This window comes from Luteimonas aquatica (assembly GCF_022662575.1).
Classification (GTDB): Bacteria; Pseudomonadota; Gammaproteobacteria; order Xanthomonadales; family Xanthomonadaceae; genus Luteimonas; species Luteimonas aquatica.
The window spans coordinates 44442-69614 of the sequence record NZ_JALBFU010000010.1; the positions used below are offsets into that span (position 1 = coordinate 44442).

The following is a 25173-nucleotide window of genomic DNA, read 5'->3' on the forward strand; positions in this document are numbered from 1 at the left end:
GCACGGGGCGTTTCCTGGTGCGGGACTTTCGTCCCGTGTCATGGCGTGACAGGCCATGGTTTGGAGCGGGAGTTGAACCCGCGACAGACAGATTAGGAATCTGTTGCTCTACCCGACTGAGCTATCCAGTGGCGAACGTGTCGGATTCGAACCGGCACCTGCGGCTTGCGCCGCCGCTCTCCCATTGAGCTAACGTCCCTTCGCCGAAACATGTCCTCCGGGCTTCGGGCATACGCCACGGCAGCGCCGCGCGCACCGGACGGGACGCAAGCCCGTACCGCTGGAAACCGTTCGAACCACGTTTCGCATTGGCGCCTTGTCGAAGGCGCCAATCCTTTTGCACGATCCGCCTTGATCGGCATGCCCCGCCCGCCGCCCGTGCCCGGCATCAGGGCACAGCGCTCTCGCGCCTCACAGCGGAAACCTCCTTGTCCTCGGGCATTCCATGCCCGGATGCGCAGGGTGCGGGTCGATCGTGCGTAAACCTTTTCTCCGTTTGCGAACGCGCAAAAGAAAACGCCCCCGGCATGGAGTCCGAGGGCGTTCGCGTTCCTCGGAGATCGGGGCGACCGATCTCCAGGAAGGAAAATCAGTCGATGTGTGTATCGCCTTCCAGCCGGTCCAGGCGGCTTGGCAGCGCACAGCAGCCCGCGTCGCGGTCTTCGTGCGACGTGCGTGCGGGGTTGGCGATGTGGAGGCGGGATTTCATGGGAATCTGTAGAAATTTCGAATCGCCGGATGGCGAATGGGCGCGCACATTACGCGCTCGTTCGCGAATGCGCAAGCATTTTTCCGAAATAATTTCGACGGCCGACGAGCGGTCGCCTGCTTGCGACGAGTGTCGCGCCGCGCGCCGCGGCACGGGTGCGATGCCGCGGCGCTCAGTCCGCGTCGGGAAGATGGTAGGTGAAGTGGTAGAAATGCTCGCCGTCGCGGATTTCGATGTCGAGCGTGCCGACGATGCCGGCGAGTTCGCCCGTGCCGGAATCCGGCACCACCGAGATGCGCAGCTGCGGCGCGCCGCGATCCATCGTGCCGCTGTGCTGCAGCGCGAATCCGCCGCTGCGGCCATGGATGGTGGCGGTGACGCAGTCCATCGCGACGTATCCGGCCGAGCCTTTCACCTCGGTGCGCACGGCCAGCATCTGGCCCTTCGCGCTGCCGACCATGTCGCCATCGAACACCTTGTGCAGCGCCATGCGGCCGATGCTCGGATCGCCGACGCCTTCCTCGTTCGCCTGCGGGGTGATGGTGACGGAGAAAGTGCCATGCGCGTATCGGGTCATGCGCGATGCGTCCTGTCGCTCGGGGGGAGGTGAGGGTCAGTCGGCGCCGGCGGCTTCCGCGCCGCCGCGCCGCAGCGGGTCGGGCAGGGCGTCGCCCTTGGCCACGAAGCCCAGCGAGACCGAGTTCAGGCAATGGCGCTGTCCCGTCGGCGGCGGGCCGTCGGGGAACACGTGGCCCAGGTGGCTGCCGCAGCGCGCGCACACTTCCTCCACGCGCTCCATGCCGTGGCTGCTGTCGCGCAGGTAGCGGATGTGCGCCGGATCGTAGGGCTGGAAGAAGCTCGGCCAGCCGGTGCCGGAATCGAACTTGGCGCCGGAGCGGAACAGCGGCAGGCCGCAGAAGCGGCAGACGTAGACGCCGTCGCGCTTGTTGTCCAGGAATACGCCGCAGAAGGGCGCCTCGGTGCCGTGCGCGAGCAGGACGCGGCGTTCCTCGTCGCTGAGGCCGGCGTCGATCGTGTGCCGCTGCGTGTCGCTGGGGGGTGTGAGGTCGAAGCTGCTCATGTCTGCGTACCGTGTCGGGCGGGTCGGGGCCGAGTGCCGTCGGCCCACGCGATTATGCACGCAAGCCGTGAAGCGTCCATCGCCTTCACTCGGCCTCGCCGCGGCCCTGCGCGCGCGCGCGGCGGATCACCGCGCGCACCTGTTCGCGGTCGCGATGGCGGGAGATCGCGACCGCCCCCAGGCGCAGCGCGTCCTCGCGCAGTTCGGCGGTGACGTCGTAGTGCGCGCCGCTGGCCTTGTCCTGGAAGGCGCGGCGCGGGATGCCCAGGCGCGCGGCGAAGGCATGCAGCTCCTCCAGCGTATCGGCCATCAGGTGCGCCCAGCGCTGCCCGCGCCACTGCACGACGGCATCGTCGACGTAGACGCTCATGCGTTGCGCGGGGTCGGGCCGGTCATGCCGGGAGTATGGCCGATTGCGGTCGGCGCGTACGGCCAGCGCGGGTTCAACATGGGCTTGCTAGCGTTGTGCTGCCGAGCCGGGAGCGCCGGCCGTCCGCGTCGCGGACGTGTTCGCCCAGGACAGCTCTCCTTCGGACGCAAGCCCATGAAGCCGTCATCGCTCGTGCTGTACGGTGTGTTCCTTCCCGGCGTGCTCCTTACCGGTATGTTCCTGGCCGCGTCCGCCGCCCGGGCCGGCGACCTCGACCTGAGCCTGCCGGGAGCGACGCGCTTCGGCGTGCCCTATGCGCCGCCCGGCCTGCGGCAAGAGGCGGACAGCCCCGTACCGGCGGAGGACGATGGCAAGGCGCGCATCCACGGCAGCTTCACCACCGGCATCGGCTATGCGAAAGGCCTGGGCACCTCGACCTACAACCGCGCCCACATCAATATCGACAAGACCCTGGGCGAGGAGCGCCAGACGCGCCTGAACCTCGACCTGCAGGTGGAGAAGATCGACGGGCCCGCGGCGGGCTACGGATACGGCTTCGGCCCCGATCCTTGGCATCGCCCTTCGCGCTGGCCGTGACGGCCGGCGCGGCGACCGCGCGGATCAGATGGCGGCGGACTTGAATTCCTTGCGCAGCCAGTCGTCGACCAGGCGCTTCTCGTAGCGCAGCGCGTCGGTGTTGCCGGGCAGGGCGGTATTGGTCATGAACGCCAGGTCGGTGAGCTTGCGCTCGCCCTGGGCGATGACCCGGCCGTCGCTGCCGGTGAGCTGGAACGACAGGGTCATGCGCGGCGGGTAGATGTCGCGCACGTAGCGGATCGAGTCGTCGCGCGGCCCGTGCCAGGGCTCGTAGTCGCCGGCGCGGCGGATGTCGTGCAGCGTGACCTCGAGGCGTTCGCCCGGCGCCAGCCGCTTCTCGGCGCGGCTGCGGATGTACTGGGCGATCTGCCGTACCCAGTCGCCGCGCCGCGCTTCCCAGCGGTTGCGGCTGTGGGTGATGTCGGTGAACTTGCCGGGATCGTCCCACTGCACGTCCACCGGGCCGGCTTCGGGCAGTTGGCGCGGCAGGCCGGGATCGGTGACGTCGGAGACCCGGGCGGCGGACTGGCCTGCGCCCAGCAGGCCGGCGAGCAGCAGGGGGATGAAAAATCGAGTGCTCATGGCATCGCTCCTTGGCGATATGGCTCGATTCTCTGCCTCGCTGCCGCACCTCGCAATGCACTTCGGTCACACCCGCGCGTACTGTTGCTTCGCATTCATGCGGCGGCAGGCTAGAGTGCCGCCATGCCGCCCGACAGCGCCGTCACCCCCCGTTCCCAGGGCGAACGCCACGAACTGATCGATGCGCTGCGCGGCTTTGCCCTGGCGGGCGTGCTGCTGGCCAACCTGGCCGCCTTCTCGCTGTACCAGTACCTGACCGAACAGGCGCAGTCGGCGCTGCCGACCGCGAAGTTCGACGCGGCGGTGAACGTGGCGCTGCAGGCGCTGCTCACGCACAAGGCGGTCACCGTCTTCTCGATCCTGTTCGGCCTGGGATTCGCGATGCAGCTCGAGCGCGCCCGCGTCCGCGGCGCGGACGGCCTGCGAGTCTTCCTGCGCCGCATGGGCGTGCTGCTGGCGATCGGCCTGGTGCATTCGTTCTACTGGTACGGCGACATCCTGCTGATCTACGCGCTCGCCGGCTTCGCCCTGATCCTGTTCCGCAACTGGCCCGACCGCTGGCTGGTGTGGGGCGGGTTCGGGATCGCGCTCGGCGCGACCGCCTTGCTGCGGCCCACGCTGATCGCCTCGATGACGGCCTACATGCCGCGCGAGGCGCACAACGCGCTGGTGCTGGAGGGCCTGTCCTCGCCCTCGTGGCAGGCGTCGCTGGCGGCGAACTTCGACCTGATGCGGCGCTGGTATCCCGTCGGCGGCCTCTGGCTGGGCTGTTTCGCGCTCGGCCGCTTCCTGCTCGGCTATTGGGCGGGACGGCGCCGGCTGCTGCAGGAGCCGCAAAGGCACCTGCCGCTGCTCAGGCGCATCCTGCTGTGGACGCTGCCGCTGGGCATGGCCGCCACCGCGCTGCAGTTCGCGCAGGCCTCGATCAAGCAGGCCGTGCCCGCGCTGGGCCAAGGCGTGGCGCCCACCGCCTGGACCGTGATCGGCTATGCCGGGCCGCTGCTGCTGGGGATCGCCTTCGGCCTGGTGTTCGTGCTGCTGTTCCTGCGCGAGGGATGGCGGCGCTGGCTGCGGCATTTCGCGCCGGCGGGCCGCATGGCGCTGACCAACTACCTGACGCAGACGCTGGTCTGCACGGGCGTGTTCTACGGGATCGGCCTGGGCGTGGGCCCCCGATTCGGGACGGCGTCCTGGCTGGTGCTGTGGGTGCCGCTGTTCGCGGCGCAGATGGCTTTCAGCCGCTGGTGGCTGGCGCGCTTCCGCTTCGGGCCGATGGAATGGCTCTGGCGCACGTTGACCTACGGACGCCGCCAACCCATGCGGCCGGTGCCCGCCTCGGGCTGAGGCGAGGATGCGGCCGCCGCGGAGGGCCGCAACGCAGCGTTGCGGAGGGCTTGTTTCCCGGTTCCGCGCCCGGGCGTCTAATGGTGTTTTCCCTGCCCGGCCCGCGCATGAACGATCAGCCCCGTCCCCTTCGCATCGATTTCGTTTCCGACGTGTCCTGTCCCTGGTGTGCGATCGGCCTGCAGTCGCTGGAGCAGGCGATCGCCAGGGTCGGCGATGCGGCGCGCGTCGAGCTGCACTTCCAGCCCTTCGAGCTCAATCCGCAGCTGGCGCCGGAGGGCGAGGACGCGGTCGCGCACCTGCGCGAAAAGTACGGCATCAGCGAGGCGCAGGTGCGGCAGAACGGCGAGGCCATCCGCGCGCGCGGCGCGGAGCTGGGCTTCGTGTTCGACATGCAGCGCCGCCGCCACGTCTGGAACACCTTCGACGCCCATCGCCTGCTGCACTGGGCGGAGACCCAGGACCTGCAGCTGCAGCGCGCGCTCAAGCATGCCCTGCTGCGCGCCTACTTCAGCGAAGGCGAGAACGTCTCCGATCGCGACGTGCTGGCGCGCATCGCATCTTCCGTCGGCCTCGATGCCGAACGGGCGCGCGAGGTGCTGGCCTCCGGGGAATACGCCGAGCAGGTGCGCGAGCGCGAGCGGTTCTACACCGGCAACGGCATCCACGCGGTGCCGTCGGTGATTTTCGACCAGCGCCACCTGGTGCAGGGCGGACAGCCGGTGGAGCAGTTCGAGCGCGTGCTGCGCCAGCTCTCGGCCGAGCCCGCGGCCTGAGCAGCGCTCAGTCGAGCAGGGGCGCGAGCGCCTGCCAGACGTGGTCGCGCAGCTTCGGCTGCGCCGCGGCGACCGGGTGCAGGTTGTCGTTCTGGAAATTGGCGCGATCGGCGGCGATGGGCTGCAGCAGGAACGGCAGCAGTTCGACGTCGAAGAGCTTGGCAAGATCGGTGTAGATCCGCTCGAAGCCCTGGGTGTATTCCGGGCCGTAGTTGGGCGGGATGCGCATGCCCACCAGCAGCACCCTGGCGCCGACGTGGCGCGAGGCGCCGATCATGCGCGCCAGGTTGCGGCGCATCTCCGGCAGCGGCAGGCCGCGCAGGCCGTCGTTGGCGCCCAGTTCGATCACCACCACCTTGGGCTTGACCCGCAGCAGCTCGCCGACGATGCGCGAGGCGCCGCCGGCGCTGGTCTCGCCGCTGATGCTCGCGTTCACCATGCGCCAGGCCGGCTTCTCCTTGCCCAGGCGCGCGGCGGTGAGCGCCACCCAGCCCTCCTCGGCCGAGAGGCCGTAGGCGGCCGAGAGCGAATCGCCCATCACCAGCACGGTCGGCGCGCCGCTCGCGGCGGGCGCGGGCTGCTGCGCCTGCGCCGACAGCGCGGCCGCCAGCAGGACCAAACCAATGGCCCATTGAAACCGCCGGAGCCATGCCGCATAGCTGGGGTTCGTCATATAAGTTCTCATTCGGTTTTCTCCAACTCCAACTTTGGATCGATGCCATCCATGGCGCAAGATCACAACTCCAGAGCGCCCGGCCTGACCATCCCTGGCCAGGCGTTCAGGGCCGCAGCCGATGCCGATAGGCCATCGGCCGAGCGCGGCCCTTCACCCGCAACTGAACCCCGCACCGCCCTGCACGTCGCCGGACTCGGCAAGCGGGTGTCGTTGCCGTCGGGGGAACTGACCATCCTCGAGGGCGTGAGTTTCGGCATCGCCGCCGGCGACACCGTCGCGATCGTCGGCGCGTCCGGATCGGGCAAGAGCACGCTGCTGTCGCTGATGGCCGGGCTGGACACGCCGAGCGCCGGCGAGGTGCGCGTGGACGGCGCGCCGATGTCGGCGCTGGACGAAGACGGACGGGCGCGGGTGCGCGCGGAGAAGGTCGGCTTCGTGTTCCAGAGCTTCCAGCTGCTGCCCTCGCTGACGGCGCTGGAGAACGTGATGCTGCCGCTGGAGCTGCGCGGCGACGCCGACGCCGAGACGCCGGCGCGGGCGATCCTGGGCAAGGTCGGCCTGGGCGCGCGCCTGGACCACTATCCGCGCCAGCTCTCCGGCGGCGAGCAGCAGCGCGTGGCGCTGGCGCGCGCCTTCGTCACGGCGCCGTCGCTGCTGTTCGCCGACGAGCCCACCGGCAACCTCGACACGCATACCGGGCAGGCGATCGTCGAGCTGCTGTTCGCGCTCAACGCCGATGCCGGCACCACGCTGGTGCTGGTCACCCACGACGAGCAGCTCGCCGCGCGCTGCGGCCGGCGCCTGCGCCTGGACAGCGGCCGGCTGGTGGCCCCGTGAGACTTTCGCGCGGCGTGCCCGGGCTGGCGTGGCGGCAGCTGCGCCGCGACCTGAAGGCGGGCGACATCCGCATCCTGTTCGCCGCCCTGGTGCTGGCGGTGATCGCGGTGACCGCGGTCGGCTTCGTCACCGACCGCGCCGAGCGCGCGCTGGCGATCGAGGCCAACCGCCTGCTCGGCGGCGACGCCGTGCTGCGTTCGGATGCGCCGATCGACGGCGCCCCGCGCACGGCGGCAGGCGCGCCGGGATTGCGGCGGACGGAAACGGTGGAATTCCAGAGCATGATCCGCGTCGGCGCGGGCAGCGCCGCCAACCTGCGCCTGGGCGAGCTGCGCGCGCTCGGCGCGGGATTTCCGCTGCGCGGCGCGTTCCGCATCCTCGATGGTTCCGGCGAACACGACGCCCGCAGCGTACCCGCGCCCGGCACCGTGTGGATGAGCCGCGCCGGCGCCGACGCGCTCGGCGCCAGGCCGGGAGACGGCGTGGTCATCGGCAATCTCACGCTCAAGCTCGCGGCGCTGGTGACGCAGGAGCCGGACGCGGCGATGGACTACTTCAACGTCGCGCCGAAGGCCTTCCTCAATCTCGCCGACCTGCCGGCGACCGGATTGGTGCAGGAGGGCAGCCGCATCCGCTATCGCCTGATCGTGGCCGGCGCCGCGCCGGCGGTGGAGCGCTTCGTGCGCGAGGCGCGCGCCGGGCTCGCGCGCGGGCAGCGGCTGGAGACCATCAACGACGCGCGGCCGGAAGTACGCTCGGCGCTGGATCGCGCAGGGCGCTTCCTCGGCCTCGCCGCGCTGGTGTCGGTGGTGCTGGCCGCGGTGGCGGTGGCGATGGCCGCGCGCCAGCACAGCGCCCGGCACCTCTCGGGCGCCGCGGTAATGCGCTGCCTGGGCGCCAGCCAGCGCACGCTGGTGGGCATTCACCTGGGCGAGATGCTGCTGCTGGGCACGGCCGCGAGCGCGCTGGGCGTGCTGGTGGCCTTCCTGCTGCAATGGGCGGTGGGGGCATGGCTGGCGCAGGCGCTGTCGCTGTCGATTCCGCCCGCGGGCTGGATGCCGGCGGTGCAGGGCTTCGGCGTCGGCCTGGTGGTGCTGATCGCCTTCGCCGCGCCGCCGGTGCTGGCGCTGCGCCGCGTGCCGGCGCTGCGCGTGCTGCGGCGCGACCTCGACGCCGCCGAACCCAGCGCCTGGGCGGTGCTGCTGGCCGGATTGGTCGGCCTGGCGGCGCTGGTGTGGTGGAAGGCCGGCTCGGCCACGCTGGCCGCGACCATGCTGGCGGGCATCACGCTCACTTTCGCGGCGCTGGCGCTGGTGGCGGGCCTGCTGATCCTCATCGTGCGCCGCCTGCGCCGGCGCCTGCGCGGCAGCCTGCGCTACGGGCTGGCCAACGTCAGCCGCCGTGCCGGCACCAGCATCGCGCAGATCACCGCGCTCGGCCTCGGGCTGATGGCGCTGCTGCTGCTCACCTTCGTGCGCACCGACCTGCTGGACCGCTGGCAGATCTCGCTGTCGGAGAACGCCCCCAACCGCTTCGTCATCAACGTGCAGCAGGACCAGGTGCGGCCGGTGCGCGCGTTCGTCGCCGAGCACGGCATGCCGGCGCCGACCCTGGTGCCGATGGTTCGCGCGCGCCTGCTCGAGCGCAACGGCCAGCCGGTGCGCGGCGAGGACTACGCGCAGCGCGCGGATTCCAGCTCTGACGAGCGCGTCGCGGACGACAACCGCCAGGCGCAGCGCCGCGCCGACCGCGAGTTCAATCTTTCCTTCGCCCGGAGCCTGCGCGAGGACAACAAGATCGTCGCGGGCCGCTTCTGGAGCGCGGAGCGGCGCCCGGCGACCCCTGAGCTGTCGGTGGAGGAGCGTTTCGCGCAATCGCTCGGCTGGCGGCTGGGCGACCGCATCGTCTTCGACATCGCCGGGCAGCGGCTGACCGGCACGATCACCAGCCTGCGCAGCATCGATTGGGAGAGTTTCCGGCCGAACTTCTTCGTGCTGGTCTCCCCGGGCGCGCTGGAAGGCTATCCGGCCAGCTACATCACCGCGCTGAGCGTGCCGCGCGGCGACAGCCGCTTCACCGCCGAGCTGGTGCAGCGCTTCCCGAACCTGAGCGTGATCGACATCGATGCGGTGCTGCAGCAGGTCCGTTCGATCGGCGACCAGGTCTCGACGGTGGTGCAGGTGGTGTTCTGGTTCTCGTTCCTGGCCGGCGTGCTGGTGCTGATGGCCGCGGTGAGCGCGAGCCAGGACGAACGCCTGCTGGAAGGCGGGGTGATGCGGGTGCTCGGCGGCAGCCGGCGGCAGCTGCGCCTGGCGCAGGTCTCCGAGTTCGCGGCCATCGGCCTGCTCTCGGGCCTGGTCGCGGCCATCGCCGCCTCGGCGCTGTCGGGCGTGATCGCCGCGCGCGTGTTCGACCTGCCGTGGGCGCCGAACTGGGCCCTGGCCGCGATCGGTGGCGGCGCGGGCATGCTGGCCGCCCTGTTCGCCGGCCTGTTCGCCACCCGGCGCATTCTCGATGCGCCGCCTTCGATCACCCTGCGCGAGCTCGACAACTGAATCGCCCGTGTTTGAGGCCTTGACGGCTCAGGTGATAGGGGATTTTATAAGTAGTTGATTATTAAGTGATAATTCCAGAAAGAGCGATTCGCAGGATTGGCCGGACGACCAATTGCAACGCTCGGGATGCTGGAAAAGGGAGAGGCGTAGGCTAGAATCGCCAGGACTGTCTGTGTCAGACAAATCGTTCAGGACAAGGCTCTTGCTAGGGAGGGGGCTATGAAGAGATGGATTTTGGCGGTGGCCTTGCTGGTGCTTCCGCAGTTTTTCGCGTGGGCGGATCAGCCCGGTGACTACAAGAGAGTCTGCCGGATGGACGATCCCTTCGTTTACTGCACCGAAGGGTGCAAGGAAACCAAGGCCTGGAAACCCGCTCCGCCCTACGCGGGCGTGGGCTATATCCCGCAACTGGGCTACTGCCCGTTCCCGACCACCAGTTGCTGCGACAGCTACTGCATCCTGCAGCCCTGGTCGACGGACGACTTCAACGATTACTTCCAGAATCGCGTGCGCATCTGTCCCAGGGCGCATACCGACGGCAGCTGGGTGCCCAGGGACGGCCAGGGAAGCGCGGCGGATACGCCTTACTCCCACTGACTTGACGCCCGCCATCGGAAAACCGCAGAGCCGCCGCACAGGCGGCTCTGCCGTTTCGGGGCGGACGCGTGGCGCGCCCGTCCGATCACGGTAGGATAGGGCGCGCCCTGCCCGGAGGATCCCTCTACGGGGAAACGAAGTCCGTGCGGGCGCAACGCGCCGCCGGATGCCTGGAGCGGTGACGCTCACTGCTCCTGGAATTCATCCCGCCCATGCCCGCGCCCAACGGCGATCCCGCGCTCGAAACCCTGCTGCTGCCCTTCGCCGACGGTGCCCTGGCCTGGCCCGGCGACGGCGCGCTGTTCCTGCGCGCGCGCGATGGCTGGCCGCTGCATGCGCAGCCCCTGCCGGGCCTGGTCTGCGAGCAGAGCTTCAAGCCGGACGCGGACGCCTTGCTGCGTTCGGGACTGCAGGTGCGCGCGGCGGACGATGCCGCCTATCCGCTGGTGCTGCTGCTGCCGCCGCGCCAGCGCGAGGAGGCGCGCGCGCTGTTCGCGCGGGCGCTGGCGCGGCTGCGTCCGGGTGGCGTGGCGATCGCCAGCATGGCCAACGACGAGGGCGCCAGATCCGGCGAGGACGATCTGGCGCGCGTCGCCGGCCCGGTGTCCTCGCGCTCCAAGCACAAGTGCCGGGTGTTCTGGACGCGGCCGCTGCCGGAAGGCGCGGCGGAATCGGAACTCGCCCGGCAGTGGCGCGCGCTGGACGCGCCGCGCGCGATCCTCGGCGGCCGCTTCGTCAGCCGCCCCGGCGTGTTCGCCTGGGACCGCGTCGACGCCGCCTCGGCGCTGCTCGCCGAACATCTGCCCGGCGACCTGCGCGGCCGCGCCGCCGACCTCGGCGCCGGCTATGGTTACCTCGCCGCCGAACTGCTGCGGCGCTGCCCGGCAATCGCGGCACTCGATCTGTACGAAGCCGAGGCGCGCGCGCTGGACCTGGCGCGGGAGAATCTCGCCCCGTTCGCGGCGCAGGCGGCGCTGGATTTCCGCTGGCACGACGTCACCGCCGGGTTGCCGGAGCGCTACGACGTCATCGTCAGCAATCCGCCGTTCCATGCCCAGGGCCGCGCCGAGCGTCCCGACATCGGCCGCGCCTTCATCGCCGCCGCGGCGCGGGCGCTCGCGCCGGGCGGGCGGCTGTGGCTGGTGGCCAACCGGCACCTGCCCTACGAGGCGGCGCTCGGGGCGGGCTTCGGCGAAGTGCGCATCGTCGCGCAGCGCGACGGATTCAAGGTGGTCGAAGCGGTGAAGTCGCGCAGGGCATGAACGGCGCCAGGCCCGAAAAACTGCTCAAGGCGATCGCCAATCTCGGCTATGGCAGCCGCAAGGAGGTCGCCACGATGTTTCGCGCCGGCCTGTTCACCGATGCGAGCGGCGAGGTGCTGTACGCCGATGACCGGCATCCGCTCGCGGACGTGCGCATCGAGGGCGAGCCGCTCGATCCGCCGCCGGGATTGACGCTGATGCTGCACAAGCCGGTCGGCTACACCTGTTCCACGCGCGATCCCGGGCGCGTGGTCTACGACCTGCTGCCGCCGCGCTTCCGGCGCCGCCAGCCCGCGCTCTCGCCCGTGGGACGCCTGGACCGCGACACCAGCGGCCTGCTGCTGATGACCGACGACGGCGCGCTGCTGCATCGGGTCATCTCGCCCAAGGCGAAACTGCCGAAAGTCTACGAGGCCTGCCTGGCGCAGCCGCTGCGCGGCGACGAGGCGGCATCGTTCGCCAGCGGCACGCTGCTGCTGGAGTCGGAGACCACGCCGCTGCTGCCGGCGACGCTGGAAACGCTGTCGCCGACCCTGGCGCGCCTGACCCTGACCGAGGGCCGCTACCATCAGGTCCGCCGCATGTTCGCCGCGGTCGGCAACCATGTCGAAGGCCTGCACCGCGATCGCATCGGCCGGCTCGATCTCGGCGACCTGCCGGCGGGGCAGTGGCGGGTGCTGACGGACGCCGAACGCCAATCCCTGGGTTGATCGCTACGCGGCCGCGCCGACGTGCCGGCGAAGACGGTCGACCAGTGCCTCGACGTCGAAGCCTTGCGAGGCGATCGCCCTGGGAACGATGTGGAACAGCCGCGGCATCGGGTAGAGCAGGACGAACCGGTCGTTCTGGCGCCATTTGAGCACGTGCGCCCAGGCCAGCGTGCCCTCGCCGTTGCGGGAAGCGAAGCGCACGCCGTTCTCGAGCAGTTCCACCGTGAACGTCTCATGGATGGCGCGGTACTTGCGGTAGTGACGTCGCGCCGTCCATGGCAGCAGCGCGAACGATCCCGCCGCCACCACGGCAATGCCGACCAGGCCGCCGATCGCGCCGGCCCTGACCAGCGGCGGCCCGAACAGGGCCAGTGCGATCGCGGCCAGGGCGATGGCAGCCAGGATCGAGATCGACCTGGCGCCTGGCCTGGCAAACAGCCGCATCGCGTCGACGTAGTCCTGCTCCGAGATTCGATACTGGGCGGGCATGGTCGGAATTCCTCGGTCGACGGTCGCCGGGTCGCCGCTCAGTGCGGATCGCGCCACAACGCTTCCCAGCCGTCGTGGCCGAGCTGGGTCAGGGTATCGAGGTTGCGGGAGACGATAGCGTCCGGGTCGGGAAACGCGGCCACCGCGCGCTCGACGCTGTCCTCGCGCAGCAGGTGCAGCGTTGGCCAGGGCGAGCGATTGGTGCAGTTGCCGATATCGTCGGCCTCGGTGCCGGCGAAGCGGTAGTGCGGATGGAAGCTGGCGACCTGCAGCACGCCTTCCAGGCCGAGATCGGCGACCAGGGCGTCGGCTTCGTCCAGGAAATCGTTGTAGTCCAGGAAGTCGGCCAGCACGGATGGGTGCACGATCAGCGTGGTGTCGATCTCGGCGGCGGGGGTGTCGCGCAGCCGCAGCAGTTCCTCTCCCAGCGCGCCCAGCAACGCCTCGCTGGTCTCCGCCTCGCTGAGCACGTAGCGCACCTGGCCCTTGGCGACCACGGCCTTGGCGAACGGGCACAGGTTCAGGCCGATGACGGCGCGCTCCAGCCAGCGCCGGGTATCGGCGATGTGGTCGGGAGCCACGCTCAGTCGCGGAAGTTGTCGAACTGCAGCGGCAGCTCGAATTCCTGCCCGCGCAGCAGCGCCATCGCCGCCTGTAGGTCGTCGCGCTTCTTGCCGGTGACGCGCAGCTTGTCGCCGTTGATCTGGCTGTCGACCTTGAGCTTGGCGTCCTTGATCGCGGACTGGATCTTCTTCGCCAGGTCGCGCTCGATGCCCTGCTTGACGGTGACCTTCTGCCGCGCGCCGGCAAGGTTGGTCTCGACGTCGCCGAAGCTCAGGCAGCGGGCGTCGATCTTCCGCGCCGCCAGCCGCGCGCGCAGGATGTCGGTCATCTGCTGCAGCTGGAATTCGCTGGGCGCCGACTGGGTAACGACGGCCTCATCGCGCTCGAACTTCGCGTCCACGCCCTTGAAGTCGAAGCGGGTGGACAGTTCGCGATTGGCCTGGTCGATGGCGTTGGTCAACTCGTGCGTGTCGACTTCGGAGACGATGTCGAAGGAAGGCATGGCGGCGGGGAAATGGCGGCGGGGAGCGGAAGTAGACCACAGATGCCGCAGGAAGATGCAGGATCGGGCAATTGCGCTGCAGCAATCGTCAAGCCTCCTTGACGGTGGCCGGCGTTATGCTGCGGCTTTTCCGCAGCCGGAAGCCTCCCCATGTCGAAAATTCCCGCCTATGCCGCCGCCAGCGCCAAGGCGCCGCTGGCCCCGTTCTCCATCGAGCGCCGCGAGCCCGGTCCGCGCGACGTGCTGATCGACATCCTCTATTGCGGCGTCTGCCATTCCGACATCCACCAGGCGCGCGACGAGTGGGGGGGCTCGATCTTCCCCATGGTGCCGGGACACGAGATCGTCGGCCGCGTCGCCGCAGTCGGCGCGCAGGTCGGCAAGTACAAGGTCGGCGATACCGTCGGCGTCGGCTGCTTCGTGGACTCCTGCCGGCAGTGCGAGCAATGCCGGGCGGGCGAGGAGCAGTACTGCAGCGAGGGCATGACCGGTACCTACAACAGCCGCGAGCGCGCCGACGGCGCGCCGACCTACGGCGGCTATGCCTCGCGCATCACCGTCGACGAGGACTACGTGCTGCGCATTCCCGACGGCATCCCGCTCGAGCGCGCCGCGCCGCTGCTGTGCGCGGGCATCACCACCTACTCGCCGCTGCGCCATTACGGCCTGAAGGCCGGCGACAAGCTGGCGGTGGTGGGCCTGGGCGGGCTCGGCCACATGGCGGTGAAGTTCGGCGTGGCGATGGGGGCGGAGGTGACGGTGCTCAGCACCTCCGAGTCCAAGCGCCAGGACGCGCTGGCGCTGGGCGCCCACGCCTTCGCCGCCACCCGCGACAAGGACACCTTCAAGCGCCTGGCCGGCAGCTTCGATTTCATCATCGACAGCGTCTCGGCGCCGCACGACTACAACGCCTACCTGTCCCTGCTCAGGACCGACGGCACCATGGTGCTGCTCGGCGTGCCGGAGGAGCCGGCGCCGGTGGCCGCGTTCTCGCTGATCATGCAGCGGCGCAAGCTCGGCGGTTCGCTGATCGGCGGCATCCGCGAGACGCAGGAGATGCTGGATTTCTGCGCCGAGCACGGCATCGCCTCCGACGTGGAGGTGATCGACATCCGCCAGATCAACGAGGCCTACGAGCGCATGCTCAAGGGCGACGTGCACTACCGCTTCGTGATCGACAACGGCACGCTGTCCGCCGCCGCGTAACGGCGGTTGGGCGGGGCGGCGATCCGCGCCGCCCCGGCGGCGTTCCCGGTTTCGGGCGGGCGCCGGGTTCGGTATCGTGGGGCGAAGCCCGAGTCTCCCCCATGTCCGATTCCGCGCCATCCGCCGACCCGCGCCGGGCCGGCCCCGTGCTGTACATGCTCGTCGCCGTCGCCCTGTTCGGCGGCATGGACGCCTGCCTGAAGATCCTCTCGCCGCACTACCCGGCGATGCAGGTGGCCTCCTTGCGCGGCCTGTCCTCGCTGCCGCTGGTACTGGCCTGGGTGTGCTTCACCACTGGTCCGCGCGCCCTGCTGCGCGCGCACTGGCCGCTGCACCTGCTGCGCGGCGCGCTGGGCGTGGCAATGATGGCCGGCTTCGTCTACGGGCTGCGCACGCTGCCGATGTCGACGGCCTATGCGATCACCTTCGTGGCGCCGCTGCTGATCACGGCGATGGCGGTGCCGTTCCTGGGCGAGCGGGTCGGTCCCAGGCGCTGGGTCGCGATCGTGGTCGGCCTGTGCGGCGTGCTGGTGATCCTGCGGCCCACGGGCGAGGGCATGCTCACCCTGGGCGGCCTGGCGATCCTGGGGGCCGCGGTCTGCTACGCAGCCTCGGCCATCACCGTGCGCATGCTCGCCCAGCGCGACAGCCCGCAGGCGATGGTGTTCTGGCTGATGACGATCCTGGCCGTGGCCTGTGGCGCCCTGGCGTGGTCGCAGTGGCGGGCCATCCGCCCCGAGCATTGGTGGGTGGTCGTGGGGATCGGCGTGGTGGGCACGCTGGCGCAGGTGGCGCTGACCGAGGCCTTCCGCCGCGGCGAGGCTTCGCTGATCGCGCCGCTGGAATACACCGCGCTGATCTGGGGCGTGCTGCTCGACCTGACGCTGTGGCAGGTATTGCCCGACGGCGTGACCTGGATCGGCGCCGGGATCATCATCGCCAGCGGCCTGTACCTGCTGCGCCGCGAGCGGGTGCGCGCCGAGGAGGCGCAGGGCGTGGTGCCGCCGTAGCGGACGCGCAAAAAAACGACGGGCCCTCGCGGGCCCGTCGTGGCGGTGCAGACAGCTGGATCGATGACGCAGGATCAGAAGCGGGCGCCGAGGCCGACACCGATCATCACCGGGTTGAACTTGGCCTCGCCGGCCTTGGCGCCGTTGAGCTTGATGTCGGAGTTGCCCTCGAAGTAGCGCAGGTCGGCGCGCGCGAACCAGGTCGGGTTGATGTTGAGGTCGACGCCGGCCGTGGCCACCGCGCCCTTCACCGTCTCGATGCCCAGGCGCTGGCCGGCGGCGACGCCGGTGCCCTCGGTGCTTTCGTTGGTGTAGTTGGCCTCGTAGTAGCCCAGGCCGACGAACGGACGGAACACGTTGTCCGCGGCGCCGAAGTGGTACTGGCCGCTCAGCGAGTAGGGCTGGCCGTCGAAGCTGGCGGTCTTGCCGCCGTTGACCTCGACCTTGTGGCCGACCTTGTCGGCGCCCCAGGCTTCGATCGACCAGTTGTCGTTGAAGTTGTAGCTGAAGCTCAGCGTCGGCGCGCCGCCGCCGTTGACCTTGGTCAGGGTGTCGGCAACGACCGGGTTGCGGGTCGGTTCGAAGTGGGCGTAGCCGCCGACGATGGTGTAGCGCTTGCCGGAAGCGGTATCGCCGGAAGCGTCCTGGGCGAACGCCGGCGCGGCGATCGCGCTGCCGATGGCGGCGGTGGCAATGGCAAGAGCGAGTGTGCGAATGGACGACATGGGGGAGTCTCCTTGGGGTCTCTAGTTGTCTTTCTCGTAGGCCCTTTGTTTCAGGGCAGGCGGCACACTAACGGGGCGCAGATGAACAAGCCTTGTTCGTGAAATGAATGTTCAGGGAACTTTGACTTCTCGTTAAGCAAACAATGCGCGCATGCAATGCGTTTCACCGCGTTACATGGAAAAACAGGCGTATTCAGGCCAAAAAACGCGGTTTTCCGTCTTGCCGCGACCATCGAAACGGATGAGGAGAAACTGAACGCAGCATCGCGCATGCGCTTGGCGCACTAGCCGCTTCATGTCGATCGACATGCATTGCGCGTGCTGCACCATTCGTGCGGATCTTCTCGCGTATGGAACAGCGCACGGCATCTCGATGCCCGGTGACGCGGCATCGAGCTTCGCGGCGAACACATCGCCGTAGCGCGAAGTGCGCAATCGACTCGCGGCATGGTGGCGACCTTGTGGCGAGGCGAGGTCGCGGCGAGGATCGTGATTTGCGGGGCGGGCGACAGCGACCGCGGCCTCCGGATCGACCGTCGGCACATCGCGCAGGCGGGAGATCGCCGATGCGCAACGGCGGCGATGCGCCGGCTTCCGTTCCCGGCCCTCGCGGCGTCCAGGTGCCGGTGCCCGAATGGCGCGATGCCGCCGCCGGCCGCGCCGGGACATCATGCCGGGACATACGGTGCGGTATCGCCGGCCGTCTCGGTGCCGAGGGCGTTGCGCCGGTGGAACGCATCGATGCCGCGCCCGCCGGGCGGCCGCGCAGTTGGCGCGTGCCGCGCGACGGGCGACAATAGCTATTCCCCTCGCACAGCGGAGCGCCGCATGGCCGATTTGAAGGAAGCACGAGTCCCGGACATCGGCGATTTCGACGATGTGCCGGTGATCGAGGTGCTGGTGGCGGTGGGCGATACCGTCGCCAAGGACCAGGGCCTGGTCACGCTGGAGTCGGACAAGGCGACGATGGAAGTACCGGCGCCGTTCGCCGGGGTGATCCGCGAGCTGAAGGTCAAGGTCGGCGATGCGCTGTCGGAAGGCAGCGTGGTCGCGGTGATCGAGGCCGCCGATGCCGCCGCGCCGGCCGAGCAGGCGGCGCCCGCCAAGGCCGAGGCGCCGCGACAGGCGGCCGCGCCGGCCAAGGCCGAGCCGCCGGCCAAGGCGCCCGCCGCGCAGGCGCCTGCCGCCGCGAAGGGCGGAGCGCAGGAAGCCAAGGTGCCGGACATCGGCGATTTCGGCGACGTGCCGGTGATCGAGGTGCTGGTGGCGGTGGGCGATACCGTCGCCAAGGACCAGGGCCTGGTCACGCTGGAATCGGACAAGGCGACGATGGAGGTGCCGGCGCCGTTCGCCGGCGTGGTGCGCGAATTGAAGGTCAAGGTGGGCGACACCGTGTCCGAAGGTCGCGTGGTCGCGGTGATCGAGGCGGCGGCCGAAGCCGGCGCCGCTGCCGCTGCCAAGCCCGCCGAGGCCGCGCAGGCCCCGGCGCCCGGGCCGCAGCCGGCTGCCGCGCCGCCGGCCGCCGCCGCACCGCAGACGCCTGCGCCGATGGGCGCCGGCCTGCCGCCCGTGCGCTTCGACGCCGAGGCGCTGCTTCCCGACAAGGTGCCCTATGCCAGCCCGGCGGTGCGCCTGTTCGCACGCGAGCTCGGCGTCGACCTGCTGCAGGTCAAGGGCAGCGCGCGCGGCGGACGCATCACCAAGGAAGACGTCCAGCAGTTCGTCAAGGCGGCGCTGCAGGGCGGCGGCGCCCGCGCCGGCGCGCCGGCGGCGGCCGGCGGCGGCTTGAACCTGCTGCCCTGGCCGAAGGTCGACTTCAGCAAGTTCGGCGAGATCGAGGTCAAGCCGCTGTCGAAGATCAAGAAGATCTCCGGCGCCAACCTCGCCCGCAACTGGGCGATGATCCCGCACGTCACCCAGCACGACGACGCCGACATCACCGAGCTGGAGGAGCTGCGCGTGCAGCTCAACAAGGAGAACGAGAAGGCCGGCATCAAGCTGACCATGCTCGCCTTCCTGATGAAGGCCAGCGTCGCGGCGCTGAGGAAATATCCGGATTTCAACGCCTCGCTCGATGCGGGCGGCGAGAACCTCACGCTGAAGAAGTACTTCCACGTCGGCTTCGCCGCCGACACGCCCAACGGGCTGGTGGTGCCGGTGGTGCGCGATGCCGACAAGAAAGGCGTGATCGAGATCGCCCAGGAAACCTCCGAACTGGCCAAGAAGGCGCGCGAGGGCAAGCTCACCCCGGCCGAGATGAGCGGCGGCTGCTTCTCGATCAGCTCGCTCGGCGGCATCGGCGGCACGGCGTTCACGCCGATCGTCAACGCGCCGGAAGTGGCGATCCTGGGCGTCTCCAAGTCGGCGATCAGGCCGGTATGGGACGGCAAGCAGTTCGCTCCGCGCCTGCTGCTGCCGCTGTCGCTGTCCTACGACCACCGCGTCATCGACGGCGCCGCCGCCGCGCGCTTCACCGCCTTCCTGGCGCAGCTGCTCGGCGACATGCGGCGCGTGCTGCTCTGACCGGGCCGTGACGGGCATGCGTACCCTCGGCCTGCTCGGCGGGATGAGCTGGGAGTCGACGATTCCCTACTACCGCACGATCAACGAGCGCGTGCGCGACCGCCTGGGCGGCCTGCGTTCGGCGCCGCTGCTGCTCTACAGCGTCGATTTCGCCCAGATCGAGGCGCTGCAGCATCGCGGCGACTGGGACGCGGCCGGGCGGGTGCTGGCGCATGCCGCGCAGGCGCTCGAGCGCGCCGGCGCGCAGGCGCTGGTGATCTGCACCAACACCATGCACCGCGTGCTGCCGCAGATCGAGCCGGCGCTGGGCATGCCGGTGCTGCACATCGCCGACGCCACCGCCGAGCGCATCCGCGCCGCCGGTTTCGAGCGCGTCGGCCTGCTCGGCACGCGTTTCACCATGGAGCAGGACTTCTACCGCGGCCGACTGCAGCGCTTCGGGCTGACGCCGCTGGTGCCGGAGCAGGCGCAGCGCGAGATCGTGCACCGGGTGATCTACGACGAGCTGTGCCGCGGCCAGTGCCTGCCGCAATCGCGCCAAGCCTACCGCGGCATCGTCGCCGACCTGGTCGCGCGCGGCGCGCAGGCGATCATCCTCGGCTGCACCGAGATCGGCCTGCTGATCGACGCATCCGACAGCGCGGTGCCGTTGTTCGACACCGCCACCATCCATGCAGAATACGCGGCCGACTGGGCGCTCGCGGCTCCCGAGCCGGCGCAGCGTCCGTTGCGAGCCCTTTGACACTTCCAGGAGTTGCGATGGCCACCATCGATATCAAAGTTCCCGACATCGGCGATTTCAACGATGTGCCCGTGATCGAAGTGCTGGTGGCCGTGGGCGACACGGTGGCCAAGGACCAGGGGCTGGTCACGCTGGAGTCGGACAAGGCGACGATGGAAGTGCCTTCCACCGCCGCCGGCACGGTGAAGGAAGTGAAGGTGAAGGTGGGCGATGCCGTGTCCGAGGGCGCGGTGGTGGTGGTGCTCGACGCCGCCGGCGCCGATGCCTCCGCGCCGGCCGCGCAGGCGCCCGCCGCCAAGCCGCCGGTCGCGCCGTCGCTGGCCAAGCCGGCCGAACCGGAGACGCCCGCGCCGCAGGCCGCCACCGCCAGCGGCAGGGCCGCGGACATCGAATGCCGCATCGTCGTGCTCGGCTCCGGGCCCGGCGGCTACACGGCGGCCTTCCGCGCCGCCGACCTCGGCCTGGACACGGTCCTGGTGGAGCGTTACGCGCAGCTCGGCGGCGTCTGCCTCAACGTCGGCTGCATTCCGTCCAAGGCGCTGCTGCATGCCGCGGCGGTGATCGACGAGGCCGCGCATGCTTCCGACTACGGCGTGGACTTCGGCAAGCCGAGCATCGCGCTGGACAAGCTGCGCGCCTACAAGGACAAGGTGGTCGGCCAGCTGACCAAGGGCCTGGCCGGCATGTCCAAGCAGCGCAAGGTGCGCGTGGCGACGGGCACGGCGACCTTCGTCTCGGCGAACGAGATGGAAATCGCCGGCGCCGACGGCAAGACGCAGCTGCTGCGCTTCGAGCAGTGCATCATCGCCGCCGGCTCGCAGGCGCTGAAGCTGCCGGGCTTCCCCTGGGACGACCCGCGTGTGATGGATTCCACCGACGCGCTCGAACTGGCGGACGTGCCGAAGAAGCTGCTGGTGGTCGGCGGCGGCATCATCGGCCTGGAAATGGCCACGGTGTACCGCGCGCTGGGCAGCGCCGTGACCGTGGTCGAGCTGGCCGACCAGTTGATGCCCGGCGCCGATCCCGACCTGGTCAAGCCGCTGGCCGACCGCCTGAAGAAGCAGGGCTTGGCCGTGCACCTGAAGACCAAGGTGGTCGAGGCCAAGGCGCAGAAGGACGGCATCAGCTGCACCTTCGAGGGGGCCAGCGAGCCGGCCGAGAAGCTGTTCGACCGCGTGCTGGTGGCGGTGGGCCGCGCGCCCAACGGCAAGAAGATCGCCGCCGAGAAGGCCGGCGTGCGCGTGGGCGAGCGCGGCTTCATCGACGTCGACCGGCAGATGCGCACCAACGTGCCGCACATCTTCGCCATCGGCGACATCATCGGCCAGCCGATGCTGGCGCATAAGGCCACCCACGAGGGCAAGCTGGCCGCCGAAGTGGCGGCGGGCGAGAAGAAAGACTGGGTGGCGCGGGTGATCCCGTCGGTGGCCTATACCGATCCGGAGATCGCCTGGGTCGGCGTCACCGAGACCGAGGCCAAGGCCAAGGGGCTGAAGGTGGGCGTGGGCAAGTTCCCGTGGGCGGCCAGCGGCCGCGCGATCGGACTTGGCCGCACCGAGGGCTTCACCAAGCTGGTCTTCGACGAGGCCACCCATCGCATCCTCGGCGCCGGCATCGTCGGCGTGCACGCCGGCGACCTGATCGCCGAGACCGCGCTGGCCATCGAGATGGGCTGCGAGGTCGCCGACATCGGCCACACCATCCATCCGCATCCCACCCTGAGCGAGTCGGTGGGCATGGCGGCGGAGGTCTTCGACGGCACCATCACCGACCTCTACATCCCCAGGAAGAAGTAGTCCGACGTCCGCAGCCAGGAAGGAGCCAGACATGCCGAAACTCTATGCCGTCGCCACCAGCCGCCTGCTCGGCGAGGTCAGCCAGGACGATGTCGACCTGCTGGTCGCCGCGTTCGAGGAGGAGTCCAGCCGCGACCGCGACTACTACGTCAACGGCGATACCCTGCAGCTGCTCGCCGACGCCGGCGCCTCGACCGCGTTCCTGGAGACGATCCGCGCGGCCTTCGACAACAACGGCGAGGCCGACATCCGCTGGGAAGCCGACTGAGCCTCTCCGTCGAGATGGGCGTCTTCTCGCTCGGCGAGCCGGCGCGTGCGAAAACCCCGGCGGCAACCGGGGTTTTCCGCCGCTGCCGCCGGTCGCGGCGCTAGAACGCCAGCGTGATGCCGGCCGTGGGGCCCTTGAAGCGCTGGTCGAGGCCGACGCTGCCGTCGCCGTAGTGGCGGTTGACGTCCAGCTTGAACCAGTCGTAGCCCGCGTACAGGCCGAAGTGCGGGGTGAAGCGGTATTCCACCAGCGCATTGGCGCGGGTGATGTCGCCGCTGTAGTCGTTGAAGTCGCCCCAGTCGGCGTCCAGGTACTGGCCCTGCACCGTGAAGCCCCACTTGCGGTCTTCCGTGTTGGCCGAGAAGCGCGCGCCGACCACCGGCGCGTAGCCGTCCTCGCTCTCGCGGCTGTCGAAGACGTCGTCCCCGGCCGAGGCGTAGACGCGGCCCTTCAGGCGCGCCCACTCGGCGCCGATCTGCAGCCCGAAGCTGACGGTCGGGGTTTCGACCACGGCGTAGTCGTAGACCAGGCTGGCCAGGTCGAACTGGATCTTGGTCTTGGCGAAGCTGCCGGCGGGAATGGTGGTGTCGCCGAGGCCGATGTCCTCGCCCAGGGTATGGCGCTTGTCCTTGTCGTAGCTGAAATAGTTGAACAGCAGCCGGTTGCGCTCGGAAAAGCGGAACACGCCTTCCACGCGCGGCACCGTGTCGTCGCCCAGGTCGACGCGGTCGCTGGTGTAGCGGTAGGTGTTGCCGGCGAAATCGGCCGTTCCCTTGAATTGGCTTTCCGCCTCGGCCTGCATCGCGCCCAGGCGCAGCGTGAAGCGGTCGGCCTCCTGCGCGTGCGCGCTCAGCGCGCAAAGCGCGCCGGCGGCGATCGCCGCGCGCGAAAGAACTTTGATCGATTGGCTCACTGGATGGCTCCTTTACAACGTGGGGGTGCAATTCCTTGCATGAATTGCCGAAAACATTTAACGCAAGGCGCCGGTTCAATTTGCGTGAAGCGCATGCATTCGAACTGAACTGGAATGCAGCACGCACTTGCGTCGCGATCTGGATGCGCGCAAGCGCGCGACACGCATCGCGCTGCGGGCGGCATGGCGTACATGCGATCGCCGCAGCGGGAGCGCGCGTGCGGAACGCGGCCGGGGCAGGGCATCGAATCGCCGCCCTGCGTGAGACGGCGGGCGGCGGACGGCGGGCGGCGGACGGCGGGCGGCGGACGGCGGACGGCGGGCGGCGGACGGCGGGCGGCGGGATTAAAGAGAAGCCCCGGCAGAGAGCGCCGGGGCTTCGGGGAGGGCCTGCTGGCAGATTCGACGAGGAAGTGGGGAGCAGGCCTCGGCAAGCACTGACCGGCGGGGCCGGGAAAGGTTCCCGCCCGCGCCGGCCGGCCGTCTCCGGGCCCCTGCCGCCGCCGCAGGCAGGCCTTAACGCAGTTGCCGCTGAAAATGGCCGACTGCTATACTTTTACGGCTTCGCAGGACCGGTTTGAGCCGGATTGTCGCCTTCCAGCTCTAGAAAAGGCCGTCCCGCCAGCATGTACCGACAGGCAGCCCAGCAAGCCGAGCAGGTGATTCGCGTGCACGACCCCGTCGCCGCGGGACGCCGAACCGCGCTGCGCGCGGCAGCCATCCAGGCCCTGGTCGCCGTTGTACTGGCGCTGGGCCTCCTCGCACAGGGGCCGCGCGCTGCGTTGGCGGCGGGGATCGGGGGGCTGGCGTTGGCGTTGGGCAATGCCCTGGCGGCCTGGATGGCGCTGGGGGGCATCGTCCCGGCCCGGGTCGCGTTCGGCAGGCTGCTGCTGGGGGCGATGGCCAAGTGGGGGATCGCGCTGGTGGCGCTGACGGCCGCTCTCGCGGTCTGGCGGCTGCCGCCGCTGCCCCTGCTGGCCGGCATGGCGGTCGGGCTGCTGGCATACCTGTTGGCGCTGAATGCCCCATCCTGGGGAGTCATCGAAAGACGTAATCGGAACCGGAAGGGTTAAAAGCGTGACTGTCGAGCACACGGGTCAAGCCGCCGAACACGCCGCCGAATCGGGCGGTGGAGCCACCCAGTACATCCAGCACCACCTGCATCATCTGCAGTGGCAGGTCGGCGAGGGCAAGTTCATGACCCTCAATATCGACAGCGTGGCGATCACGCTGGGGCTGGCGCTGCTTTTCCTGTTCTTCTTCCTGCTCACCGCGCGCCGCGCCACCGCCGGCGTGCCGGGCAAGTTCCAGGCCTTCGTGGAAATGATCGTCGGCTTCGTCGACGGCATGGTGCGCGAGACCTTCCACGGCCGCAGCAAGCTGATCGCGCCGCTGTCGCTGACCATCTTCTGCCTCGTGTTCCTGATGAACTTCATGGACATGATCCCGGTCGACTGGCTGCCGGGCGCCTGGATGAAGGGCCACGAGCTGGCCGGCAACAACCCGCACGAGGCCTTCCTGCGCGTGGTGCCCACGGCCGACCTCAACACCACCCTGGGCCTCTCGCTGACCGTATTCCTGCTGATCCAGGTGTTCGGCATCAGCCACAAGGGCATCGGCACCTTCACCGCCGAGGCGTTCACCGCGCCGTTCCACGCCAGCGGCCCGGTCGGCAAGGTGCTGCTCGCGTTCCCCAACATCCTGCTGCGCGTGATCGAGGAGCTGGTGCGTCCGCTCAGCCTGACGCTGCGACTGTTCGGCAACATGTACGCCGGCGAGCTGATCTTCATCCTGATCGCGCTGATGACCTGGAACGCCGCCCTGAGCAGCGGCATGACCTACGTCATGGCGCCGCTGCAGTTCGTCGCGGGCTTCGTCTGGACCGCGTTCCACATCCTGGTGATCACGCTGCAGGCGTTCATCTTCATGATGCTGACCATCGTCTACCTGAGCATGGCGGCCGAGAACCACTGATTTCCGGTTTCAGCTTTAAGTTCTTTTCCACCCAACCGTTTCTTTTCATCTAGCGCAACACGGAGCACACCATGGAAAACGCAGCCCTCATCGCCGAAGTGATGAAGTTCACCGTCATCGCCGCCGGCCTTCTGATCGGCCTGGGCGCCCTCGGCACCGCCATCGGCTTCGCCATCCTCGGCGGCAAGTTCCTCGAGGGTTCGGCCCGTCAGCCGGAGCTGACCCCGATGCTGCAGACCAAGATGTTCATCGTCGCCGGCCTGCTCGACGCCGTGCCGATCATCGGCGTCGCCATCGCCCTGCTGCTGATCTTCGCCAACCCCTTCGTGAGCGCCCTGCAGGCCGTCGGCGGCTGATCGCGGATG

28 protein-coding genes and 2 tRNA genes are annotated in these 25173 nt (G+C 69.6%); 17 read left to right on the forward strand and 13 right to left on the reverse strand.

All coding sequences use genetic code 11. The features are described 5' to 3' along the window. Positions 1–56 precede the first annotated feature (56 nt). From MD221_RS14585 to MD221_RS14605, 5 genes are all read right to left on the reverse strand, one after another. Positions 57–129: transfer RNA gene (locus tag MD221_RS14585), tRNA-Arg, on the reverse strand. Then, positions 130–199, reverse strand: a tRNA-OTHER gene (locus tag MD221_RS14590). A 682-nt stretch (positions 200–881) separates the two neighbouring features. After that, positions 882–1286, reverse strand: a complete 405-nt coding sequence (locus tag MD221_RS14595; protein ID WP_242112603.1) for a DUF3224 domain-containing protein — start codon at positions 1284–1286, stop codon at positions 882–884. Between the two features lie 36 nt (positions 1287–1322). Continuing rightward, positions 1323–1790, reverse strand: coding sequence for a peptide-methionine (R)-S-oxide reductase MsrB (msrB, locus tag MD221_RS14600; RefSeq protein WP_242112604.1), 468 nt, complete (start codon positions 1788–1790; stop codon positions 1323–1325). Positions 1791–1875: 85 nt separating this feature from the next. Then, positions 1876–2160 (reverse strand): DUF4031 domain-containing protein, encoded by a 285-nt coding sequence (locus tag MD221_RS14605; RefSeq protein ID WP_242112605.1) that lies wholly within the window; start codon positions 2158–2160, stop codon positions 1876–1878. A 174-nt stretch (positions 2161–2334) separates the two neighbouring features. Between MD221_RS14605 and MD221_RS14610 the strand changes: the two genes are divergently transcribed. Continuing rightward, a complete protein-coding gene (locus tag MD221_RS14610; protein ID WP_242112606.1) occupies positions 2335–2757 on the forward strand; it encodes a hypothetical protein in 423 nt (140 codons plus the stop codon). 24 nt (positions 2758–2781) lie between these two features. Here the strand turns inward: MD221_RS14610 and MD221_RS14615 are convergent, their stop codons facing one another. Continuing rightward, the gene (locus MD221_RS14615) at positions 2782–3339 is read right to left on the reverse strand and encodes a DUF3016 domain-containing protein (protein WP_242112607.1); all 558 of its coding nucleotides are present in this window, start codon (positions 3337–3339) and stop codon (positions 2782–2784) included. Positions 3340–3462: 123 nt separating this feature from the next. Between MD221_RS14615 and MD221_RS14620 the strand changes: the two genes are divergently transcribed. Both MD221_RS14620 and MD221_RS14625 read left to right on the forward strand, forming a co-directional pair. After that, entirely contained in the window at positions 3463–4683 is a 1221-nt protein-coding gene (locus MD221_RS14620) for a DUF418 domain-containing protein (RefSeq protein ID WP_242112608.1), read from the forward strand. A 107-nt stretch (positions 4684–4790) separates the two neighbouring features. Further along, positions 4791–5459 carry a DsbA family oxidoreductase gene (locus MD221_RS14625; protein WP_242112610.1) on the forward strand — a complete coding sequence of 223 codons (669 nt, stop codon included), beginning with the start codon at positions 4791–4793 and terminating at the stop codon, positions 5457–5459. A 7-nt stretch (positions 5460–5466) separates the two neighbouring features. On the opposite strand, the gene MD221_RS14630 is transcribed toward MD221_RS14625, so the two are convergent. Further along, positions 5467–6132 (reverse strand): arylesterase, encoded by a 666-nt coding sequence (locus tag MD221_RS14630; RefSeq protein WP_242112612.1) that lies wholly within the window; start codon positions 6130–6132, stop codon positions 5467–5469. Between the two features lie 207 nt (positions 6133–6339). Between MD221_RS14630 and MD221_RS14635 the strand changes: the two genes are divergently transcribed. The 5 genes from MD221_RS14635 (at position 6340) to MD221_RS14655 (ending at position 12096) form a co-directional block, all read left to right on the forward strand. Continuing rightward, positions 6340–6972 carry an ABC transporter ATP-binding protein gene (locus tag MD221_RS14635; RefSeq protein WP_425602287.1) on the forward strand — a complete coding sequence of 211 codons (633 nt, stop codon included), beginning with the start codon at positions 6340–6342 and terminating at the stop codon, positions 6970–6972. Further along, entirely contained in the window at positions 6969–9527 is a 2559-nt protein-coding gene (locus MD221_RS14640; protein WP_242112614.1) for an ABC transporter permease, read from the forward strand. The genes MD221_RS14635 and MD221_RS14640 overlap by 4 nt, the downstream gene beginning before the upstream one ends. Before the next feature lie 312 nt (positions 9528–9839). After that, positions 9840–10124, forward strand: a complete 285-nt coding sequence (locus tag MD221_RS14645; RefSeq protein ID WP_242112616.1) for a hypothetical protein — start codon at positions 9840–9842, stop codon at positions 10122–10124. A 212-nt stretch (positions 10125–10336) separates the two neighbouring features. Continuing rightward, the gene (locus MD221_RS14650) at positions 10337–11386 is read left to right on the forward strand and encodes a class I SAM-dependent methyltransferase (protein ID WP_242112617.1); all 1050 of its coding nucleotides are present in this window, start codon (positions 10337–10339) and stop codon (positions 11384–11386) included. After that, positions 11383–12096 carry a pseudouridine synthase gene (locus MD221_RS14655; protein ID WP_242112618.1) on the forward strand — a complete coding sequence of 238 codons (714 nt, stop codon included), beginning with the start codon at positions 11383–11385 and terminating at the stop codon, positions 12094–12096. Before MD221_RS14650 ends, MD221_RS14655 begins: the two co-directional genes overlap by 4 nt. 3 nt (positions 12097–12099) lie before the next feature. Here the strand turns inward: MD221_RS14655 and MD221_RS14660 are convergent, their stop codons facing one another. From MD221_RS14660 to MD221_RS14670, 3 genes are read right to left on the reverse strand one after another with little or no spacing between them, the layout of a single operon-like run. Beyond that, the gene (locus tag MD221_RS14660) at positions 12100–12585 is read right to left on the reverse strand and encodes a YcxB family protein (RefSeq protein WP_242112619.1); all 486 of its coding nucleotides are present in this window, start codon (positions 12583–12585) and stop codon (positions 12100–12102) included. Between the two features lie 38 nt (positions 12586–12623). Further along, on the reverse strand, positions 12624–13166 hold the full coding sequence (locus MD221_RS14665) for a DUF1415 domain-containing protein (protein WP_339328433.1): 543 nt from the start codon (positions 13164–13166) through the stop codon (positions 12624–12626). A gap of 2 nt (positions 13167–13168) precedes the next feature. Further along, complete coding sequence (locus MD221_RS14670) at positions 13169–13651, reverse strand: YajQ family cyclic di-GMP-binding protein (RefSeq protein WP_242112620.1); 483 nt, start codon at positions 13649–13651, stop codon at positions 13169–13171. Positions 13652–13801: 150 nt separating this feature from the next. Between MD221_RS14670 and MD221_RS14675 the strand changes: the two genes are divergently transcribed. Both MD221_RS14675 and MD221_RS14680 read left to right on the forward strand, forming a co-directional pair. Continuing rightward, positions 13802–14857, forward strand: a complete 1056-nt coding sequence (locus MD221_RS14675; RefSeq protein WP_242112621.1) for an NAD(P)-dependent alcohol dehydrogenase — start codon at positions 13802–13804, stop codon at positions 14855–14857. A gap of 101 nt (positions 14858–14958) precedes the next feature. Continuing rightward, positions 14959–15867: a DMT family transporter gene (locus MD221_RS14680; protein WP_242112622.1), complete on the forward strand. Its 909-nt coding sequence runs from the start codon at positions 14959–14961 to the stop codon at positions 15865–15867. A 74-nt stretch (positions 15868–15941) separates the two neighbouring features. On the opposite strand, the gene MD221_RS14685 is transcribed toward MD221_RS14680, so the two are convergent. Next, positions 15942–16592, reverse strand: a complete 651-nt coding sequence (locus tag MD221_RS14685) for an OmpW/AlkL family protein (protein ID WP_242112623.1) — start codon at positions 16590–16592, stop codon at positions 15942–15944. 171 nt (positions 16593–16763) lie between these two features. Continuing rightward, on the reverse strand, positions 16764–17264 hold the full coding sequence (locus MD221_RS14690; RefSeq protein ID WP_242112624.1) for a hypothetical protein: 501 nt from the start codon (positions 17262–17264) through the stop codon (positions 16764–16766). Between the two features lie 156 nt (positions 17265–17420). Here MD221_RS14690 and aceF point away from each other — a divergent pair, with 156 nt between their 5' ends. The 4 genes from aceF to MD221_RS14710 are packed head-to-tail and all read left to right on the forward strand — an operon-like array spanning position 17421 to position 21921. Further along, positions 17421–19115 (forward strand): dihydrolipoyllysine-residue acetyltransferase, encoded by a 1695-nt coding sequence (aceF, locus tag MD221_RS14695; RefSeq protein ID WP_242112625.1) that lies wholly within the window; start codon positions 17421–17423, stop codon positions 19113–19115. 16 nt (positions 19116–19131) lie between these two features. Further along, a complete protein-coding gene (locus tag MD221_RS14700) occupies positions 19132–19857 on the forward strand; it encodes an aspartate/glutamate racemase family protein (RefSeq protein WP_242112626.1) in 726 nt (241 codons plus the stop codon). A gap of 17 nt (positions 19858–19874) precedes the next feature. Then, on the forward strand, positions 19875–21653 hold the full coding sequence (gene lpdA, locus MD221_RS14705) for a dihydrolipoyl dehydrogenase (protein ID WP_242112627.1): 1779 nt from the start codon (positions 19875–19877) through the stop codon (positions 21651–21653). 31 nt (positions 21654–21684) lie between these two features. Continuing rightward, positions 21685–21921 (forward strand): hypothetical protein, encoded by a 237-nt coding sequence (locus MD221_RS14710; RefSeq protein ID WP_242112628.1) that lies wholly within the window; start codon positions 21685–21687, stop codon positions 21919–21921. A 100-nt stretch (positions 21922–22021) separates the two neighbouring features. On the opposite strand, the gene MD221_RS14715 is transcribed toward MD221_RS14710, so the two are convergent. After that, a complete protein-coding gene (locus MD221_RS14715) occupies positions 22022–22723 on the reverse strand; it encodes a hypothetical protein (RefSeq protein ID WP_242112661.1) in 702 nt (233 codons plus the stop codon). Positions 22724–23460: 737 nt separating this feature from the next. Here MD221_RS14715 and MD221_RS14720 point away from each other — a divergent pair. The 3 genes from MD221_RS14720 (at position 23461) to atpE (ending at position 25164) form a co-directional block, all read left to right on the forward strand. After that, positions 23461–23907: an ATP synthase subunit I gene (locus MD221_RS14720; RefSeq protein ID WP_242112629.1), complete on the forward strand. Its 447-nt coding sequence runs from the start codon at positions 23461–23463 to the stop codon at positions 23905–23907. Positions 23908–23911: 4 nt separating this feature from the next. Continuing rightward, complete coding sequence (atpB, locus tag MD221_RS14725; protein WP_242112630.1) at positions 23912–24808, forward strand: F0F1 ATP synthase subunit A; 897 nt, start codon at positions 23912–23914, stop codon at positions 24806–24808. Between the two features lie 71 nt (positions 24809–24879). Then, positions 24880–25164, forward strand: coding sequence for a F0F1 ATP synthase subunit C (atpE, locus tag MD221_RS14730; RefSeq protein WP_425602288.1), 285 nt, complete (start codon positions 24880–24882; stop codon positions 25162–25164). Positions 25165–25173 lie beyond the last annotated feature (9 nt).